We start from the raw sequence: 15575 nt of genomic DNA, 5'->3' as shown, positions 1-15575 counted from the left end.
CGCAAGGCTTCAACTAGACCGTCTATTGGGGATACACATGACTTTCGCGCGCTCGCAGCAGGGGCTTTCGATTCTGGGTTGGCTGGTGGTTCTGGCCGTGGTGGCGTTCTTCGCCAGTACGGCGTTCAAGGTGCTGCCGCATTACCTGGACTACATGTCCATGGAGAAGATCATCACTTCGGTGGAAACCGACAAGGCGGCGGACGTGCGTACCGTTGGTGAGTTTTACAACCACGTCAGCAAGGGCATGCAGGTCAACAACATTCGTGACCTGAACATGCGCGACGCTCTGCAGGTCAAGGTGGAGAACAATGAGTTTCTGGTCCACCTCAAATATGAAAAACGCGAGCCACTGATCGAGAACCTCGACCTGGTGGTGAATTTCGACAAAGAATTTCGTGTACGGATGCCGTGACTGCCAATCTGTCCCGCCTCGAGCGCAAGCTCGGCTATAGCTTCAAGGACCAGGATCTGATGGTCCTGGCTCTGACCCATCGCAGTTTCGCCGGCCGCAACAATGAGCGGCTGGAATTTCTCGGTGATGCCATCCTCAACTTCGTAGCCGGTGAGGCGCTGTTCGAGCGCTTCCCGCAGGCCCGTGAAGGCCAGTTGTCGCGCCTGCGCGCACGCCTGGTCAAGGGCGAGACGCTGGCCGTTCTGGCGCGCGGTTTCGAGCTGGGCGAATACCTGCGCCTGGGCTCCGGTGAACTGAAAAGCGGCGGTTTTCGTCGCGAGTCGATCCTGGCCGATGCGCTCGAAGCGCTGATCGGCGCCATCTATCTGGATGCCGGTATGGATGCCGCGCGCGAGCGTGTGCTGGACTGGTTGACCGGCGAGCTGAATGGCCTGACCCTGGTCGACACCAACAAGGATCCGAAAACGCGTCTGCAGGAGTTTCTCCAGTCGCGTGCCTGCGAGCTGCCTCGTTACGAGGTGGTGGACGTTCAGGGCGACCCGCACTGCCGAACCTTCATGGTCGAGTGCCAGGTGTCCCTGCTCAATGAAAAGACCCTGGGCCAGGGCGGCAGCCGGCGTATCGCCGAGCAGGTCGCTGCGGCTGCGGCACTGATCGCCCTTGGGGTGGAGAATGGCAATGACTGATGCACCTGTGACCCGTTGCGGCTACGTCGCCATCGTCGGCCGGCCCAACGTGGGCAAGTCGACGCTGCTCAACCACATCCTCGGGCAGAAGCTGGCGATTACCTCGCGCAAGCCACAGACCACCCGCCACAACATGCTTGGGATCAAGACCGAGGGCGAGATCCAGGCCGTCTACGTCGATACGCCCGGTCTGCACAAGCACAATGACAAGGCGCTCAACCGCTACATGAACCGCAGCGCCACCACGGCGCTGAAGGACGTCGATGTCGTGGTGTTCGTGGTCGACCGCATGCGCTGGACCGATGAGGATCAGCTGGTGCTGGAGAAGGTGCAGCACGTCAAGTGCCCGATTCTGCTGGCGGTGAACAAGGCGGATCGCCTGGAAGACAAGAGCGAGCTGCTGCCGCACCTGAACTGGCTGGCCGAGCAACTGCCGCAGGCCGAGATCGTGCCGATCTCCGCGTTGCAGGGGCAGAACCTCGATACCCTGGAGAAACTGGTGGGTGAGCACCTGCCGGAGTCCGAGCATTTCTATCCGGAAGATCAGATCACCGACCGCTCCAGCCGCTTCCTGGCTGCCGAGCTGATTCGCGAAAAGATCATGCGCCAGCTCGGTGCCGAGTTGCCGTACCAGATCACCGTGGAGATCGAGGAATTCAAGCAGGAAGGTCGCATCCTGCACATCCACGGCCTGATCCTGGTGGAGCGCGACGGGCAGAAGAAGATCATCATCGGCGACAAGGGCGAGCGCATCAAACGCATCGGCCAGGACGCGCGCAAGGACATGGAGACCATGTTCGACTCCAAGGTGATGCTCAACCTCTGGGTCAAGGTCAAAGGCGGCTGGTCCGATGACGAGCGCGCCCTGCGTTCACTGGGTTATCTGGATCTGTAGGGTTCGCTTCGCGCACCTTCTCATGACCTTATCCAGGCGGTTGCCATCTTCATGACTCACGCCGCCTACGTACTGCATAGCCGCCCCTACAAGGAAAGCAGCGCCCTGGTGGACTTCTTCACCACGCAGGGGCGTTTGCGCGCGGTGCTGCGCGCCGCGCGCGGCAAGGTCGGCAGTATTGCCCGGCCATTCGCGCCGCTTGAACTGGAACTGCGCGGGCGTGGTGAACTGAAGACCGTCGGCCGTCTGGAAAGCGCCGGTATCCCGCTACTGCTGAGTGGTGAGGCGCTGTTTTCCGGACTCTATCTCAATGAACTGCTGATCCGCCTGCTGCCGGTCGAGGATCCCCATCCGCTGATGCTCGAGCACTATGGCCTGACCTTGCAGGCGCTGGCCGCTGGTCGGCCACTGGAGCCATTGCTGCGTGCATTCGAATGGCGCCTGCTGGGCGAGCTGGGCTATGGTTTCGCCCTGGATCGTGACCAGCATGATCAGCCCATCGACCCAACGGCACTGTATCGCTGGCAGCAGGACATCGGCCTGGTGCCGGTGATACAACTGCAGCCCGGAGTTTTCCAAGGCCGGGAACTGCTGGCCATGGCCGAAGCCGACTGGCAGACGCCGGGCGCGCTGGCTGCGGCCAAGCGCCTGATGCGTCAGGCACTGGCACCCCATCTCGGCGGCAGACCCTTGGTCAGCCGCGAACTTTTCATGACGCTCAAGGAGTCCAAGCGTGACTGAGGCCAATCGTATTCTGCTCGGCGTGAACATCGACCACGTCGCCACCCTGCGCCAGGCTCGCGGCACGCGCTACCCGGACCCGGTCAAGGCTGCGCTGGACGCCGAAGAGGCCGGCGCAGATGGCATCACCGTGCACCTGCGCGAAGACCGCCGGCACATTCAGGATCGCGATGTGCGCGTGCTGGCCGACGTACTGCAGACGCGTATGAACTTCGAGATGGGCGTGACCGATTTCATGCTCGGTTTCGCCGAGCAGATTCGTCCTGCGCATGTCTGCCTGGTGCCGGAAACCCGCCAGGAGCTGACCACCGAAGGTGGCCTGGACGTGGCCGGGCAGGAGGCGCGCATTGCCGCGGCGGTGGAGCGTCTGTCACTGGCCGGTTGCGAAGTTTCCCTGTTCATCGACGCCGAGGAGCGCCAGATCGAGGCGGCCATGCGTGTCGGCGCCCCTGCCATCGAACTGCACACCGGGCGCTACGCCGATGCTCATACGGCAGAGGAGGCGGCGCAGGAGCTGGCGCGCATTCGTGATGGCGTCATCTGCGGTCTGAACCATGGCCTGATCGTCAATGCCGGCCATGGCCTGCACTACCACAATGTCGAGGCAGTGGCGGCGATCATGGGGATCAACGAGCTGAACATTGGTCATGCGCTGGTTTCCCACGCCTTGTTCGTTGGCTTCAAGCAGGCGGTGGCGGAGATGAAGGCGCTGATCGTCGCAGCGGCCGAACGCGGCTAATGGCAGGCGCGCACTGCCTCGCATAACGTATGTCGCCGATCAACTCTCGCTCGGACGCTGACTTCTCGTAGGGCGTGCTGCGCGCACCAAGCAGGCACCGCGGTATTCCCGGTGCGCACGGCGCACCCACTTAGTCTTGCGCGAAGGCCTGGATCATCTGCGTGGCGAGCGCCGTGATGGCATCGTTGCTCGAGTGACCGCGAATCAGCTTGATATGGTAATTGCCCAGTGGCGGCAGGCCGTGCTCAGCACTCAGGCGGCGTAGCGGTGGTTTGACCAGGCTACGCGGGAAGGGGGCGATGGCCAGGTCTGCGGTCATCGCCGCTTCCTGGCCGGCACACTGTTCGCAGGAATAGGCGATACGGTAGTTCATGCCTTGCCGATCCAGTGCATCGAGTGCCGTTCGCCGCCAGGGGCAACCAGGGCTGGCCAGGGCCAGTGGCAAGGGCGAACGCTGTATGGCCAGGCCTCCTTCACGTCCAGCCCAGACCAGTTCCTCGGTATAGATGATTTCGCCGCGCGAGTCGTCCAGACCATCGTTGCCGGCGTTGATCAAGGTCAGATCCAGCTCGCCGGCATCCAGCTTGGCCACCAGCTCCACGCTGCGTCCGACGTTAACCTCGACCTCCACGGCCGGATGGCTGCGGGCGAACAGGGTCAATACGCCGGGCAGCACGCGGTCGCCGATATCGTTCGGTGTACCAAAGCGCACGCGGCCGGTCAGTGCCGGGGTCAGAAAGCGGGATACCGCTTCTTCGTTGAGCTTGAGCAGGCGCCTGGCGTAACCCAGCAGCATCTCGCCCTCTGAGGTCAGTTGCACACGCCTGGCTTCACGGGTGAACAGGCGCTGGCCGAGGGTTTCCTCCAGGCGCTTGATCTGCAGGCTGATGGCCGCCGTGCTGCGAAACACCTGTGCAGCCGTGCGAGTAAAGCTGCCGCTGTCGGCGATGGCGACGAAGGTGCGCAGTACATCGCTTTCGAGAAGCGGCAAGACGGAGGGAGCTGGCGCGTTCATAATCGTTAAATATTTCTTAACTCATTGTTTGGTATTTGTCGTTTGATTGAACGATAGGCGCGTTTCATTCTGAGCGCAAGCCCGGTACGGACCGGCAGTGCAGAGGGAGGAAAAGCCATGAAAAGTTCGAATCATCACGACAAGACGCGTCCAGTCATGCCCGCGTTCTACATGCCGGCCATGTGGCCGCTGGATCTGCAGAACGCCATCGTCGACTGGATCGGCGCCTGGTTCTGGCGCCGCCGCATGCGCCGCCTGCTGGCACAGGACATCGAGGGCCGAATTCGCCTGGGCGGCGCCCGTGGCGTGGTCGCGCAGGGGGCGGGTGAACCGCTGCGCTCGATCGCGCAGCGGCGGGCACGTTGGCTGCGACCGCAGGGCGGGTGCAACCGGCCGCAATGAAGGTTACGGCTTGCGCGCCACCAGCACGGCGCGGGTCGGTGCCGGCAGGCCTTCGATGGTGCGGCTATGGTCCGCCGGATCGAGGAACTCCGGCAGCGACTGGAAGCGCATCCACTCGGTGGCGCGTTGCTCCTCCACCGAGGTGGCGCTGACGTCGACGCAGCGCACGTCCTCGAAACCGGCGCGGCGCAGCCAGCGCTCCAGCGCCGGTACCGAGGGCAGGAACCAGACGTTGCGCATCTGCGCGTAACGGTCTTCCGGCACCAGCACCTGTTCGGCATCGCCTTCGACCACCAGGGTTTCCAGCACCAGTTCGCCACCCTTGACCAGGGCATCCTTGAGGTCGAGCAGGTGGTCGATGGGTGAGCGACGGTGGTACAGCACGCCCATGGAAAACACCGTGTCGAAGCCCTGCAACTTGGCTGGCAGTTCCTCGAAGGCCAGTGGCAGGTGCCACACCGGTTGCTCCGGCAGGTAGCGCTTCATGGCCAGGAACTGGCAGAGGAACAGCCAGTTGGGGTCGATGCCGACCACGCTATCTGCGCCTGCGCCAAGCATGCGCCACATGTAGTAGCCGTTGCCGCAACCGACATCGAGAATGCGCTTGCCGGTCAGGTCCAGGTGCGGGGCGACGCGTTGCCATTTCCAGTCCGAGCGCCATTCGGTGTCGATGTGCACGCCGAACAGCTCGAACGGGCCCTTGCGCCAGGGGATCAGGCCTTGCAGGGCGGTTTTCACCTGGGCGCGAGTAGCCTCGTCGCAGGCGCCGCCAAAGGCGAAGCGCTGAGCCAGTTGCACCTCGCTCACCGGCAGCTCTGGCAGTGCCTGGACGGCGCCGTACCAGCGCGCCAGATCGCCGTGACCGATGGCCAGCTTGGCATCGAGTTGTCCGGGCAGCTCGCATGTCCAGTCCTGCAGCGGGGTACCGGCCAGTTGCGCCTGCAGGGCGTCGAGGTCCAGATCGCGCATCATGGCAGGGCCACCAGCGAGGCGAAGTTCAGGCACTGGAACCAGGGCAGCACTTTGCTGAAGCCGGCCGCCAGCAGGCGCTCGCGGTGCTGCTGGAGGCTGTCGGGCAGCATCACTTTCTCGATGGCACTGCGTTTCTGCGCGATTTCCAGTTCGCTGTAGCCATTGGCGCGCTTGAAGGCGACATGCAACTCGGTGAGCAATTCGTGCTCGGCGGCGTCCTCGAAGCGCAGCTTCTCCGAGAGAATCAGCGCGCCACCGGGCAGCAGAGCCTGGCGAATGCGCGTGAGCAGCTCCAGGCGCCGCTCCGGCGGAATGAATTGCAGGGTGAAGTTGAGGGTCACCAGTGAGGTGGGCTGCAGGTCGAGGGTGAGAATGTCGGCCTCGATCACCTGCACCGGCAGCAGCTCCTGGAACATGGCGTCCTGGGCATGCAGGTATTCGCTGCAGCGGGCGACCATGGCCGGCGAGTTGTCCACGGCGATCACCTTGCAGCCATCGACGCGTACGTGGCGGCGCAGCGCCTGGGTCACTGCACCGAGCGAGGCGCCGAGATCGTACAGGGTGGTCTGCGGCTGGGCGAACTGGCCGGCGAGCACGCCGATGTTCTCGACGATGGTCGGGTAGCCGGGCACCGAGCGCTTGATCATGTCGGGGAACACCCGTACCACGTCCTCGTTGAAGACGAAGTCGGGCACCTCGGGCAGAGGCTGGGCGAATAGGCGATCGGGTTCTTGGCTCACGGCGTTCGCAACAGGTAGCGGAAAAGGCCGGCATTTTAGCCAAGTGCGACGCAACAGTCAGGCGCTGTTGCTACGTTCGAAGGCCGAGGCAGCGATGCCCCACTGGCCGAGCCAGTAGGTGAGGATGATGGCGTAGGGCGCGGCGTCGAAGCTGGCGACGAAGCGGTCGATGCCAATCAGGCTGTCGGAGAGCACGAACAGTGCCGCGCCAACAGCGGCGAGCCAGGTGGATCGGGGCTGCAGATGCGGGTGGCCGATGCGGGCCAGGGCGCGCCAGAGCATCAGGCAGATCGCCGTCGCGTAGCAGGCCACCGGAATCAGCAGCTCGCCCAGGCCACTGCTGGCCAGTATGGCGAACATCGCGCCGCCGGCGATCAGCGCCAGCAGCAGGGCGGGCAGGGCTGGTTGCCGGCTGTCGGAGATGTAGGCGCGCAGGTAGGCCAGATGGCCGAGCAGGAAGGCGCCGAGGCCAAACACGAACAGGTCTTGCGGCCAGTCCAGCAGAATGTCGCCGGCCAGGGAAAACACCAGGCCGATGCCGATCCAGTGACGGTAGGTGCCGGCCGGTGCCTGGCGCAGCCAGAGCAAGAGGGCGATCACCGGGATGCCCTTGGTCAGCAGGCTGAGCTGCGCATCGCCGGTGATCCGGCCGTAGAGAAATAGCGCAGCACCCGCCAGGCCGAGCAGCAACCAACGCATGACAAGATTCCCTTCGTTATTGGAATGGCGCGACTATGCCCAGTGAGTGCACGGCTGCCAATGCGAGGGGTGCCAAATCGAGTGACGGATTGTGCCGCCACTCGACGCCTTCGGTCGTATTGGGCAACTTAGGCGTTCGTCGAGGAGAAGCGCATGTCGATATCGCCACCTGTCACCGATCTGATCGAGCGGCTGTACCGCGAAGAGTCGCGCCGGGTGCTGGCCACCCTGATTCGCCTGCTCGGCGATTTCGACCTGGCCGAGGAGGCACTGCACGAGGCGTTTCGCAGCGCGGTCGAGCAGTGGCCGCGCGAGGGCGTGCCGGACAACCCGCGTGCCTGGCTGGTGTCTGCCGGGCGTTTTCGCGCCATCGACAGTCTGCGCCGGCAGCGTCGCCTGCAGCCGCTGGATGAGCTGGCCGAGTGGCCGGACGAGCGCAGCATCGAAGACGGCGAGCTGCTCGAGGACGACCGTCTGCGCCTGATTTTCACCTGCTGTCACCCGGCGCTGGCCAGCGATGCTCAGGTGGCGTTGACCTTGCGTGAGGTCTGCGACCTGACCACCGAGGAGATCGCCCGGGCCTTCCTCTCCAGTCCCTCGACCCTGGCCCAGCGTATCGTGCGCGCCAAGGCGAAGATTCGCGATGCGCGCATTCCTTACGAGGTGCCAGGGCGCAGCGAGCTGCCGGAGCGCCTGGAGGCGGTGTTGCGGGTTGTGTATCTGGTGTTCAACGAAGGCTATTTCGCCAGCTCCGGCGATTCACTGACGCGCAGTCAGCTGTCCGATGAAGCCATTCGTCTCGGCCGCTTGTTGCTGGAGTTGCTGCCCGAGCCGGAGGTGCAGGGGCTATTGGCGCTGATGCTGCTGCACGAGTCGCGTCGTGCGGCGCGCAGCGCAGCCGATGGCGAAGTGATTTTGCTGGAGGCTCAGGATCGCCGCCTGTGGAGCCGTGAGCTGATCGCCGAGGGCGAGGCCCTGGTATTGCAGGCGCTGCATTCGCGGCGTTTTGGCCCCTACAGCCTGCAGGCAGCGATTGCCGCCGTGCATGCCGAAGCCGCCAGTCTGGAACAAACCGATTGGGCGCAGATCGTCGGCCTGTATGACGAACTGCTGCGTCTGAATCCATCACCTGTGATCGAACTCAACCGCGCCGTGGCCCTGGCCATGCACGAGGGCGAGGAGGTCGGGCTGAGGGAGATCGAGCGCCTGCTGGCCAGCGGCGAGCTGGACGCTTACCACCTGCTGCATGCTGCACGGGCCGACCTGTTGCGGCGGCTGGGGCGCAACGATCAGGCGATTGCAGCCTATCGCCAGGCCCTGGCATTGGCGCAGCAGGGAGCAGATCGGCAGTTTCTGCAGCGGCGACTGGAGGAGTTGGGTAGCCCGTAGCAGGCACCGCGCTGTGCACCAAGGGTGCGCAGCGCGGTGCGCCTTACGAACGCTGAGGCTATGTCAGCCCGCCACCAGGATGCGGATCGCTTCCAGGCGCAGAGCGGCCTTGTCGAACATCGCCAGGCTCTGCTCGCGTTGCTCGCGCAGGGCCTCGATCTCGCTGTCACGCACGCTCGGGTTGACCGCGCGCAAGGCGACCAGGCGCGCCAGTTCCTCGTCCAGTTCGGCGATCAGGCGGCGCTTGGCCTGACTCACGCGCTCGACATGGCGCGGCAGGATCTTGGTTTCGGCATCGTTGATCTGCTTGGCCAGCACGTCGCGCTGGGCCTGGACGAACTTGTTGGCGCTGGCGCGCGGCACGCTTTCGAGCTGGTCGTTGAGCGTCTCGAAGCCGACCTTCGCCGCCAGGTCGTTGCCGTTGGCATCGAGCAGGCAGCGCAGCGCCGCCGGCGGCAGGAAGCGGCCCAGCTGCAGCTTGCGCGGGCCGACCACTTCACTGACGTAGAGCAGTTCGAGCAGCACGGTGCCGGGCTTGAGCGCCTTGTTCTTGATCAGCGCCACGGCGGTGTTGCCCATCGAGCCGGACAGCACCAGATCCATGCCGCCCTGCACCATGGGGTGCTCCCAGGTGAGGAACTGCATGTCCTCGCGGGCCAGGGCCTGGTCGCGGTCGTAGGTGACGGTGACCGCCTCGTCGTCGCCCAGGGGGAAGCTGGCGTCCAGCATCTTCTCGCTGGGGCGCAGGATCAGGGCGTTGTCGGAGTGGTCTTCGCTGTCGATGCCGAAGGCGTTGAACAGCTCTTCCATGTAGATCGGCAGGGTGAACTGGTCGTCCTGTTCGAGGATCGCCTCGACCAGCGCCTCGCCTTCGCCGGCGCCGCCAGAGTTCAGTTCCAGCAGACGGTCACGGCCGCTGTGCAGCTCGCCTTCCAGGCGGATGCGCTCGGCGGTGGCCTCGTCGACCAGTTGCTGCCACTCGCCGTCGTCGGCGTTCTCCAGCATCGGCAACAGGCGCGGGCCAAACTGGTGCTGCAGGGCGTTGCCGGTCGGGCAGGTGGCGAGGAAGGCATTCAGCGCCTGGTGGTACCACTGGAACAGGCGCTCTTGCGGGCTGTTCTCCAGGTACGGCACGTGCAGCTGGATGCGGTGTTTCTGGCCGATACGGTCGAGACGACCGATGCGCTGCTCGAGCAGGTCCGGGTGGGCCGGCAGGTCGAACAGCACCAGATGATGGGCGAACTGGAAGTTGCGACCTTCGGAACCGATCTCGGAGCAGATCAACACCTGCGCGCCGAATTCCTCGTCGGCGAAGTAGGCCGCGGCGCGATCACGCTCGAGGATGCTCATGCCCTCGTGGAACACCGTGGCCGGGATGCCGGAGCGCACGCGCAGGGCATCTTCCAGGTCCAGCGCGGTCTCGGCGTGGGCGCAGATCACCAGCACCTTGAACTTCTTGAGCATCTTCAGGGTGTCGATCAGCCATTCGACGCGCGGGTCGATGCGCCACCAGCGTTGTTCGTCGTCGATGTCTTCCTGCGCCTGATAGCTGACTTCCGGGTACAGCTCGGCGTGTTCGCCCAGCGGTAGCTCCAGGTATTCATCGGGGCTCGGCAGCGGGTAGGGGTGCAGCTCGCGCTCGGGGAAGCCCTGCACCGCAGCGCGGGTGTTGCGGAACAGCAGGCGGCCGGTGCCGTGGCGGTCGAGCAGTTCGCGCACCAGGCGCGCGCGCGCGTCTTCGTCACCGCCATCGATGGCATCGAGCAGTTCGCGACCTTCATCACCGAGGAAACCACCTATGGCATCGCGCGCCTGGGCGCTGAGCTTGCCCTGGTCGAGCAGCTCCTGCACCGCTTCGGCGACCGGACGGTACTGGCTGCTTTCGGCGCGGAAGGCTTGCAGGTCGTGGAAACGGTTGGGGTCGAGCAGGCGCAGACGGGCGAAGTGGCTGTCCTGGCCGAGCTGTTCGGGGGTGGCGGTGAGCAGCAGTACGCCGGGGATGACTTCGGCCAGTTGCTCGACCAGGCGGTACTCGCGGCTGGCCTGTTCCGGGTGCCACACCAGGTGGTGCGCTTCGTCGACCACCAGCAGGTCCCAGCCGGCGGCGAACAGTGCGTCCTGGGCCTTCTCGTCGTCCTTCAGCCACTCCAGGGCGACCAGCGCCAGCTGGCAGTCCTCGAAGGGGTTGCTGGCGTCGCTTTCCATGAAGCGTTCGGCGTCGAACAGGGCCACGTCGAGGTTGAAGCGCCGGCGCATTTCCACCAGCCACTGGTGCTGCAGGTTTTCCGGTACCAGGATCAGCACGCGGCTGGCGCGACCGGAGAGCAGCTGGCGATGGATCACCAGGCCGGCTTCGATGGTCTTTCCCAGGCCCACTTCGTCGGCCAGCAGTACGCGCGGGGCGATGCGGTCAGCCACTTCGCGGGCGATATGCAACTGGTGGGCGATCGGTTGGGCACGTACACCGCCAAGGCCCCAGAGCGAGGACTGCAGCAGGCGACTGTTGTGTTCCAGGCTGTGGTAGCGCAGGGCGAACCAAGCCAGCGGATCGATCTGGCCGGCGAACAGGCGGTCGCTGGCCAGGCGGAACTGGATGAAGTTCGACAGCTGGGTTTCCGGCATGGTCACCGGCTGATGCTGGGCATTGAGGCCGTGGTAGACCATCAGGCCGTCGATGTCCTCGACCTCCTGCACGGTGAGCTTCCAGCCCTCGAAATGGGTGATCTCGTCACCCGGGGCGAAGCGCACGCGGGTCAGGGGGGCATTGCGCGTGGCGTACTGACGGGTTTCGCCGGTGGCCGGGTAGAGCACGGTGAGCAGGCGGCCATCCTCGGCGAGGATAGTTCCCAGACCCAATTCCGCTTCGCTGTCACTGATCCAGCGTTGCCCCGGTTGATACTGCGCCATGCCTGTCTCCCGCGTGAAAAAGCCGGCTATGGTAACGGATGCCGAGCCGCCACCAAAGCGCTCGTGGCACTATCGGTGTGTCCGTCAGTCGAAAGTGTAGCGAGCGCGCCCTCAAGTCGCGTTTCGCGGGGCCGACAGCCTGACCAAAGGAGGTGCTGTTCATGCTGCCACCGATCCCCCATAGCCTGGTGCCGGTCACGGCCACGCAGGACGTGGTCAAGCCCAAGCCCGAGATTCCGCCGGTGACGCCTGCCGAGGGCAGTGCCAAGGAAAGTGCGCTGAGCCTGGACAAACGTCACCCGCAGGAAACCGAGGAGCTGCTGCGCGAAGAACAGCGCCGCCGCCAGCGGCGCGGCTATACCCCCGAGCAACTGGCCGAGGCCGAGCCGGAGGAGATGCAGGAAGCGCTGGGTGACCTGCCGAGACAGGGGCTTTGGGTGGATGTGGAAGTCTGAGACACTCCTTTCATTCTCTTTCTCGTAGATCGTCATGCTGTTCGCCGACCCCTTGCCCACACTCGCCGATGCCGAGCTGGATTACCTGCCCAGCTGGGTCGAGCCCGCGTGCGCCGACAGCTGGCTGCAGGCGCTGGTCGAGCAGACGCCCTGGCAGCAGCCGCAGCTGTTCATCCATGGCCGCTATCACCGAACCCCTCGGCTGACCGCCTGGTACGGCGATGCAGAGGCCCGCTATCGCTATTCGGGCAAGGTGCATCAGCCGCTGCCGTGGACGCCGCTGCTCGACGAGATTCGTCAGCGGGTCATCGCCGAGGTGGGGCAGCCGCTCAACGCCGTGCTGCTCAACTATTACCGCGACGGTCAGGACTCCATGGGCTGGCACAGCGATGCCGAGCCGGAGTTGGGGCCTGATCCGCTGATCGCCTCGCTCAACCTGGGCGGCAGCCGGCGTTTCGATTTGCGCCGCGTGGGCAGCACGCGCATCGGGCACTCGCTGACGCTCGAGCATGGCTCGCTACTGGTCATGCGCGGGCCGACCCAGCATCATTGGCAACATCAAGTGGCGAAGACGCGCCAAGCCTGCGCGCCGCGCCTGAATCTGACCTTTCGCCTGATCCGGTTTCCGCTATGAGCAATGACGACAAGCTGATCGACTTCGCCGCCGAGCGCGACAAGCGCATCCACGACCTCAACGACAAGCGCCTCAACGAGATGCGCCAGGTCTTCGAGCAGGTGTTGCCGCTGGGCAAGGCCAAGAAGAAGTCCAAGAGCAAGCCCAAGAAGCGCTGAGCGCGCCTGCATTCCCCCGCTGCAGCGGTCGTTCGGCCGCGCCTCCAGCTTCGTACCCCCTCGATTTCTTGACCTGGATCAGTATTGCTCCTGACCCGGTCGCGCCTGCTCGCCGACCATTGATCCAGATCAATTTTCCCGCCGCCCGCGCTGATAACGTGAAGCCATCCCAGACAGACAGGCACAACAGGAGGCAGCCATGTTCGTCGATACAGTGGTTCTCGCCGGAGTCGGCACCGTTCTTCTGATGGTCGCGTTCTTCGGGGGCGTTGGTTACTTCATCTGGAAGGATGCTCACAAGCGCAAGCAGAGCTGACCCTTCCAGTTAACTGGGCACGCAAGGCAATTCGGGCGACTTCGGTCGCCCTTTTTTTGCCCGAAATCGATGACGGCAACCCGTTGGGCCGTCGCGTGTAGCTGATCTGGGCGGATCGACCCTCTGGACATATATAGTTAGCTAGCTAATAATTCGTTTTCCGCATGGAGGCGGAACCCAATCGCTAAAGCTATGTTCAGAGCTGAGATTCTTTCAGGTAGCCACCGTGCGTGATTCCTTGCTGGCGTTTCTCGCGCCGAGCTCGCAAGCCGTTCAATTCGCGATCAAGACCCTGCTCGGCGGTGGTCTGGCGCTGTGGTGCGCGCTGCGTTTCGGCCTGGAGCAGCCGCAGTGGGCGCTGATGACCGCTTTTATCGTCGCCCAGCCGCTGTCCGGCATGGTCGTGCAGAAGGGCCTGGCGCGGTTGCTCGGTACCCTGGTCGGCACCTTCATGGCGGTAGTGATGATGGGGCTGTTCGCCCAGGCGCCGCTACTGTTCCTGCTGGCCTTCGCCCTGTGGCTGGCACTGTGCACGGCTTCCTCGACCATGCTGCGCAGCGCCTGGTCGTACTCCTTTGTGCTGGCTGGTTACACCGTGGCGATTATTGCCTTGCCGGCCATCGGCAAGCCACATGTGGTGTTCGACGAAGCGATCGCCCGCTGCACGGAAATCAGCCTGGGCATCATCTGCGCGACCCTGAGCAGCGCCTTGCTCTGGCCGCAGCGGGTCGAGCGACAACTGGCGCAGCAGGCGCGCGATGCCTGGCAGGCCGGCGTCGCGGCTTCGCGCCAGGCGCTGGCGGGTGAGGCCGACTCGCGGCAGGGGTTGTTGGAAGTGCTGGCGCGCATCGTTGCCGTGGATGCGCAGCGCGAGCATGCCTGGTTCGAGGGCGCGCGCGGTCGTCAGCGTGCGGTGGCGTTGCGCGTGCTGAGTCGAGATCTGCTCGGCATGTTGCGTCTGGCCCGTGGCGTGGCGCGGCAGTGGCGGCAGCTGAGCAGCGATGAGGCGCAGGCTGTCGCGCCCTGGTTGCAGGTGGTCGATGAGCGTCTGCAGCAGGCGCAACCGCAGGGCCTGCTGGAGCTGGTCGAACAACTGCGCAGTGCGGCGCAGGACGATGAGTTGAGCAGTGGCCAGCAGTTGTGCCTGGAGCGGCTGATGGTGCTGTTGTTGCGCGTCGAGGATGCCAGTCGCGCCCTGCTCGCGGTCGAGGAGGGCAGGGCCCCGGCCGATGCACCGCGCCCTTTGTCCTGGCACCACGACTGGCAGACGGCCCTGGTCTATGGCTCGCGCAGCGCGCTGACGTTCCTCACCCTGGCCGGGTTCTGGCTGGCCACTGGCTGGACGCATGCCATCGGCGCGCTGCTCCTGGCCTGTGTGGTCTGCAGTCTGTTCGCCCGGCTCGAAGCCGCACCGCAGATCGGCATGATGTTCCTGCGCGGTATCTTCTATGCGCTACCCGTGGCGTTCTTCGTCGGACAGATTCTGATGCCGCAGATCGATGGTTTCGTGATGCTCTGCATGGTGCTCGGCGTGCCGCTGTTCTTCGGTGTGCTGGGCATGGCCAAACCGGCCATGGCCGCTACCTCGACCTCGTTCTGCCTGCATTTCATCGTGCTCTGTCTGCCTGCGCCGGGTGTCGGTTACAACGTCGAGTTCTTCCTCAATGAAGCCCCCAGCATGCTGATGGGCGTGGGTTGTGCGGTGATGGCCTTCAAACTGGTGGTGCTGCGCAATCCCGTGTGGCACGGCCGGCGCCTGATGCAGGCGATCCTGACCGACCTCGGGCGGCTGACTCGTCGCGATCTGGGGCGCGCGGAAAACTGGTTCGGCGGGCGTATGGCTGATCGCCTGATCCAGCTTGCGCGGCATTATCCGGCGCGTCCGGATCAAGCGCGCAGTCGCTGGGACGACGGTGTGGCCGGTCTCGACCTGGGCGATGAGCTGCTGCATCTGCGCAAGTGTCTGGTCAATGCCGATGCCGGCCTGGCGCGGTCGCAGCGGCGGTTTCTGGAACGTCTCGATGAGGCATTGGAGCATGGCCCCGCGCCAGGCCGTGAAGACGACCTGAACCGGCCTGTGGCCGAGCTGCAGGAGGCCCTGCGCGCCTGCACACCGAGTATCGACAAGCGTCTGGCCGAGGCGGCGCTGTTGCAGCTGCAGAGTGGCTGGCGCCAATGGTGCCAACTAAGAGGAGGGGCACATGGGCTTACATGAATGGTCGCTGGGCGGCGTGTTGCTCAGCCCGATGGCGGCCTACGCGGTATTGGCGCTGTTGCTGACCGGCGTGTTGCGCCTGAGCTTGCAGCGTGTCGGGCTGTCGCGCTGGATCTGGCACGAAGCCCTGTTCGATTGTGCCTTGTATGTCTGCGTGCTGGCGGCGGTAATCGCCGTCCTGGCGCATTAAGGAGAGA

At 64.7% G+C, this 15575-nt stretch carries 18 protein-coding genes; 13 read left to right on the top strand and 5 right to left on the bottom strand.

Going from position 1 to position 15575, the window contains the following annotated elements:
• The first annotated feature begins 37 nt into the window (after positions 1-37).
• The 5 genes from ACN8M7_RS17460 to pdxJ are packed head-to-tail and all read left to right on the top strand — an operon-like array spanning position 38 to position 3476.
• Complete coding sequence (locus ACN8M7_RS17460) at positions 38-415, top strand: DUF4845 domain-containing protein (protein WP_490261602.1); 378 nt, start codon at positions 38-40, stop codon at positions 413-415.
• Positions 412-1101, top strand: a complete 690-nt coding sequence (gene rnc, locus ACN8M7_RS17455) for a ribonuclease III (RefSeq protein ID WP_061243149.1) — start codon at positions 412-414, stop codon at positions 1099-1101. The genes ACN8M7_RS17460 and rnc overlap by 4 nt, the downstream gene beginning before the upstream one ends.
• Positions 1094-1996 (top strand): GTPase Era, encoded by a 903-nt coding sequence (gene era, locus ACN8M7_RS17450; protein WP_061243152.1) that lies wholly within the window; start codon positions 1094-1096, stop codon positions 1994-1996. Before rnc ends, era begins: the two co-directional genes overlap by 8 nt.
• Positions 1997-2047: 51 nt before the next feature.
• On the top strand, positions 2048-2737 hold the full coding sequence (recO, locus tag ACN8M7_RS17445; protein ID WP_490261601.1) for a DNA repair protein RecO: 690 nt from the start codon (positions 2048-2050) through the stop codon (positions 2735-2737).
• On the top strand, positions 2730-3476 hold the full coding sequence (gene pdxJ, locus ACN8M7_RS17440) for a pyridoxine 5'-phosphate synthase (RefSeq protein WP_061243158.1): 747 nt from the start codon (positions 2730-2732) through the stop codon (positions 3474-3476). Before recO ends, pdxJ begins: the two co-directional genes overlap by 8 nt.
• Positions 3477-3606: 130 nt before the next feature.
• Here pdxJ and ACN8M7_RS17435 read toward each other — a convergent pair whose 3' ends face one another.
• Positions 3607-4491 carry a LysR substrate-binding domain-containing protein gene (locus ACN8M7_RS17435; protein WP_490261600.1) on the bottom strand — a complete coding sequence of 295 codons (885 nt, stop codon included), beginning with the start codon at positions 4489-4491 and terminating at the stop codon, positions 3607-3609.
• Between the two features lie 117 nt (positions 4492-4608).
• Here ACN8M7_RS17435 and ACN8M7_RS17430 point away from each other — a divergent pair, with 117 nt between their 5' ends.
• Positions 4609-4893, top strand: coding sequence for a hypothetical protein (locus ACN8M7_RS17430; protein ID WP_490261599.1), 285 nt, complete (start codon positions 4609-4611; stop codon positions 4891-4893).
• Positions 4894-4896: 3 nt separating this feature from the next.
• Here ACN8M7_RS17430 and cmoB read toward each other — a convergent pair whose 3' ends face one another.
• The 3 genes from cmoB to ACN8M7_RS17415 are packed head-to-tail and all read right to left on the bottom strand — an operon-like array spanning position 4897 to position 7304.
• Positions 4897-5865, bottom strand: coding sequence for a tRNA 5-methoxyuridine(34)/uridine 5-oxyacetic acid(34) synthase CmoB (gene cmoB / locus ACN8M7_RS17425; protein WP_490261598.1), 969 nt, complete (start codon positions 5863-5865; stop codon positions 4897-4899).
• Positions 5862-6605, bottom strand: a complete 744-nt coding sequence (cmoA, locus tag ACN8M7_RS17420; protein WP_490261597.1) for a carboxy-S-adenosyl-L-methionine synthase CmoA — start codon at positions 6603-6605, stop codon at positions 5862-5864. Before cmoA ends, cmoB begins: the two co-directional genes overlap by 4 nt.
• Before the next feature lie 57 nt (positions 6606-6662).
• A complete protein-coding gene (locus ACN8M7_RS17415) occupies positions 6663-7304 on the bottom strand; it encodes a lysoplasmalogenase (RefSeq protein ID WP_490261596.1) in 642 nt (213 codons plus the stop codon).
• A 153-nt stretch (positions 7305-7457) separates the two neighbouring features.
• Between ACN8M7_RS17415 and ACN8M7_RS17410 the strand changes: the two genes are divergently transcribed.
• Positions 7458-8693 carry an RNA polymerase sigma factor gene (locus ACN8M7_RS17410; RefSeq protein WP_061243174.1) on the top strand — a complete coding sequence of 412 codons (1236 nt, stop codon included), beginning with the start codon at positions 7458-7460 and terminating at the stop codon, positions 8691-8693.
• A gap of 63 nt (positions 8694-8756) precedes the next feature.
• Here the strand turns inward: ACN8M7_RS17410 and rapA are convergent, their stop codons facing one another.
• On the bottom strand, positions 8757-11600 hold the full coding sequence (rapA, locus tag ACN8M7_RS17405; protein ID WP_490261595.1) for an RNA polymerase-associated protein RapA: 2844 nt from the start codon (positions 11598-11600) through the stop codon (positions 8757-8759).
• 161 nt (positions 11601-11761) lie between these two features.
• On the opposite strand from rapA, the gene ACN8M7_RS17400 reads away from it, so the two are divergent.
• The 6 genes from ACN8M7_RS17400 (at position 11762) to ACN8M7_RS17375 (ending at position 15568) form a co-directional block, all read left to right on the top strand.
• Positions 11762-12055 carry a hypothetical protein gene (locus tag ACN8M7_RS17400; RefSeq protein ID WP_061243180.1) on the top strand — a complete coding sequence of 98 codons (294 nt, stop codon included), beginning with the start codon at positions 11762-11764 and terminating at the stop codon, positions 12053-12055.
• Between the two features lie 34 nt (positions 12056-12089).
• Positions 12090-12689, top strand: coding sequence for an alpha-ketoglutarate-dependent dioxygenase AlkB family protein (locus ACN8M7_RS17395; protein WP_490261594.1), 600 nt, complete (start codon positions 12090-12092; stop codon positions 12687-12689).
• The gene (locus tag ACN8M7_RS17390) at positions 12686-12847 is read left to right on the top strand and encodes a hypothetical protein (RefSeq protein ID WP_177323694.1); all 162 of its coding nucleotides are present in this window, start codon (positions 12686-12688) and stop codon (positions 12845-12847) included. Before ACN8M7_RS17395 ends, ACN8M7_RS17390 begins: the two co-directional genes overlap by 4 nt.
• A gap of 199 nt (positions 12848-13046) precedes the next feature.
• Positions 13047-13163 (top strand): cytochrome c oxidase subunit CcoM, encoded by a 117-nt coding sequence (gene ccoM, locus ACN8M7_RS17385; RefSeq protein WP_017361612.1) that lies wholly within the window; start codon positions 13047-13049, stop codon positions 13161-13163.
• 226 nt (positions 13164-13389) lie between these two features.
• Positions 13390-15378: an FUSC family protein gene (locus ACN8M7_RS17380; RefSeq protein WP_490261593.1), complete on the top strand. Its 1989-nt coding sequence runs from the start codon at positions 13390-13392 to the stop codon at positions 15376-15378.
• Positions 15365-15568, top strand: coding sequence for a DUF1656 domain-containing protein (locus ACN8M7_RS17375; protein WP_490261592.1), 204 nt, complete (start codon positions 15365-15367; stop codon positions 15566-15568). Before ACN8M7_RS17380 ends, ACN8M7_RS17375 begins: the two co-directional genes overlap by 14 nt.
• Positions 15569-15575 lie beyond the last annotated feature (7 nt).

This window comes from Pseudomonas spartinae (assembly GCF_965197125.1).
Lineage (GTDB): Bacteria > Pseudomonadota > Gammaproteobacteria > Pseudomonadales > Pseudomonadaceae > Aquipseudomonas > Aquipseudomonas composti_A.
Note: the sequence above shows the minus strand (reverse complement) of the source record. Positions and strands in the feature narration are given on the sequence as shown.

Coding starts and splice junctions, on each gene's coding strand:
- ACN8M7_RS17395 (WP_490261594.1), top strand. CDS start 12,090: ATGCTGTTCGCCGACCCCTTGCCCACACTCGCCGATGCCGAGCTGGAT.
- ACN8M7_RS17435 (WP_490261600.1), bottom strand. CDS start 4,491: ATGAACGCGCCAGCTCCCTCCGTCTTGCCGCTTCTCGAAAGCGATGTA.
- era (WP_061243152.1), top strand. CDS start 1,094: ATGACTGATGCACCTGTGACCCGTTGCGGCTACGTCGCCATCGTCGGC.
- ccoM (WP_017361612.1), top strand. CDS start 13,047: ATGTTCGTCGATACAGTGGTTCTCGCCGGAGTCGGCACCGTTCTTCTG.
- cmoB (WP_490261598.1), bottom strand. CDS start 5,865: ATGATGCGCGATCTGGACCTCGACGCCCTGCAGGCGCAACTGGCCGGT.
- recO (WP_490261601.1), top strand. CDS start 2,048: ATGACTCACGCCGCCTACGTACTGCATAGCCGCCCCTACAAGGAAAGC.
- ACN8M7_RS17430 (WP_490261599.1), top strand. CDS start 4,609: ATGAAAAGTTCGAATCATCACGACAAGACGCGTCCAGTCATGCCCGCG.
- ACN8M7_RS17390 (WP_177323694.1), top strand. CDS start 12,686: ATGAGCAATGACGACAAGCTGATCGACTTCGCCGCCGAGCGCGACAAG.
- rapA (WP_490261595.1), bottom strand. CDS start 11,600: ATGGCGCAGTATCAACCGGGGCAACGCTGGATCAGTGACAGCGAAGCG.
- ACN8M7_RS17415 (WP_490261596.1), bottom strand. CDS start 7,304: ATGCGTTGGTTGCTGCTCGGCCTGGCGGGTGCTGCGCTATTTCTCTAC.
- ACN8M7_RS17410 (WP_061243174.1), top strand. CDS start 7,458: ATGTCGATATCGCCACCTGTCACCGATCTGATCGAGCGGCTGTACCGC.
- ACN8M7_RS17460 (WP_490261602.1), top strand. CDS start 38: ATGACTTTCGCGCGCTCGCAGCAGGGGCTTTCGATTCTGGGTTGGCTG.
- ACN8M7_RS17400 (WP_061243180.1), top strand. CDS start 11,762: ATGCTGCCACCGATCCCCCATAGCCTGGTGCCGGTCACGGCCACGCAG.
- ACN8M7_RS17375 (WP_490261592.1), top strand. CDS start 15,365: ATGGGCTTACATGAATGGTCGCTGGGCGGCGTGTTGCTCAGCCCGATG.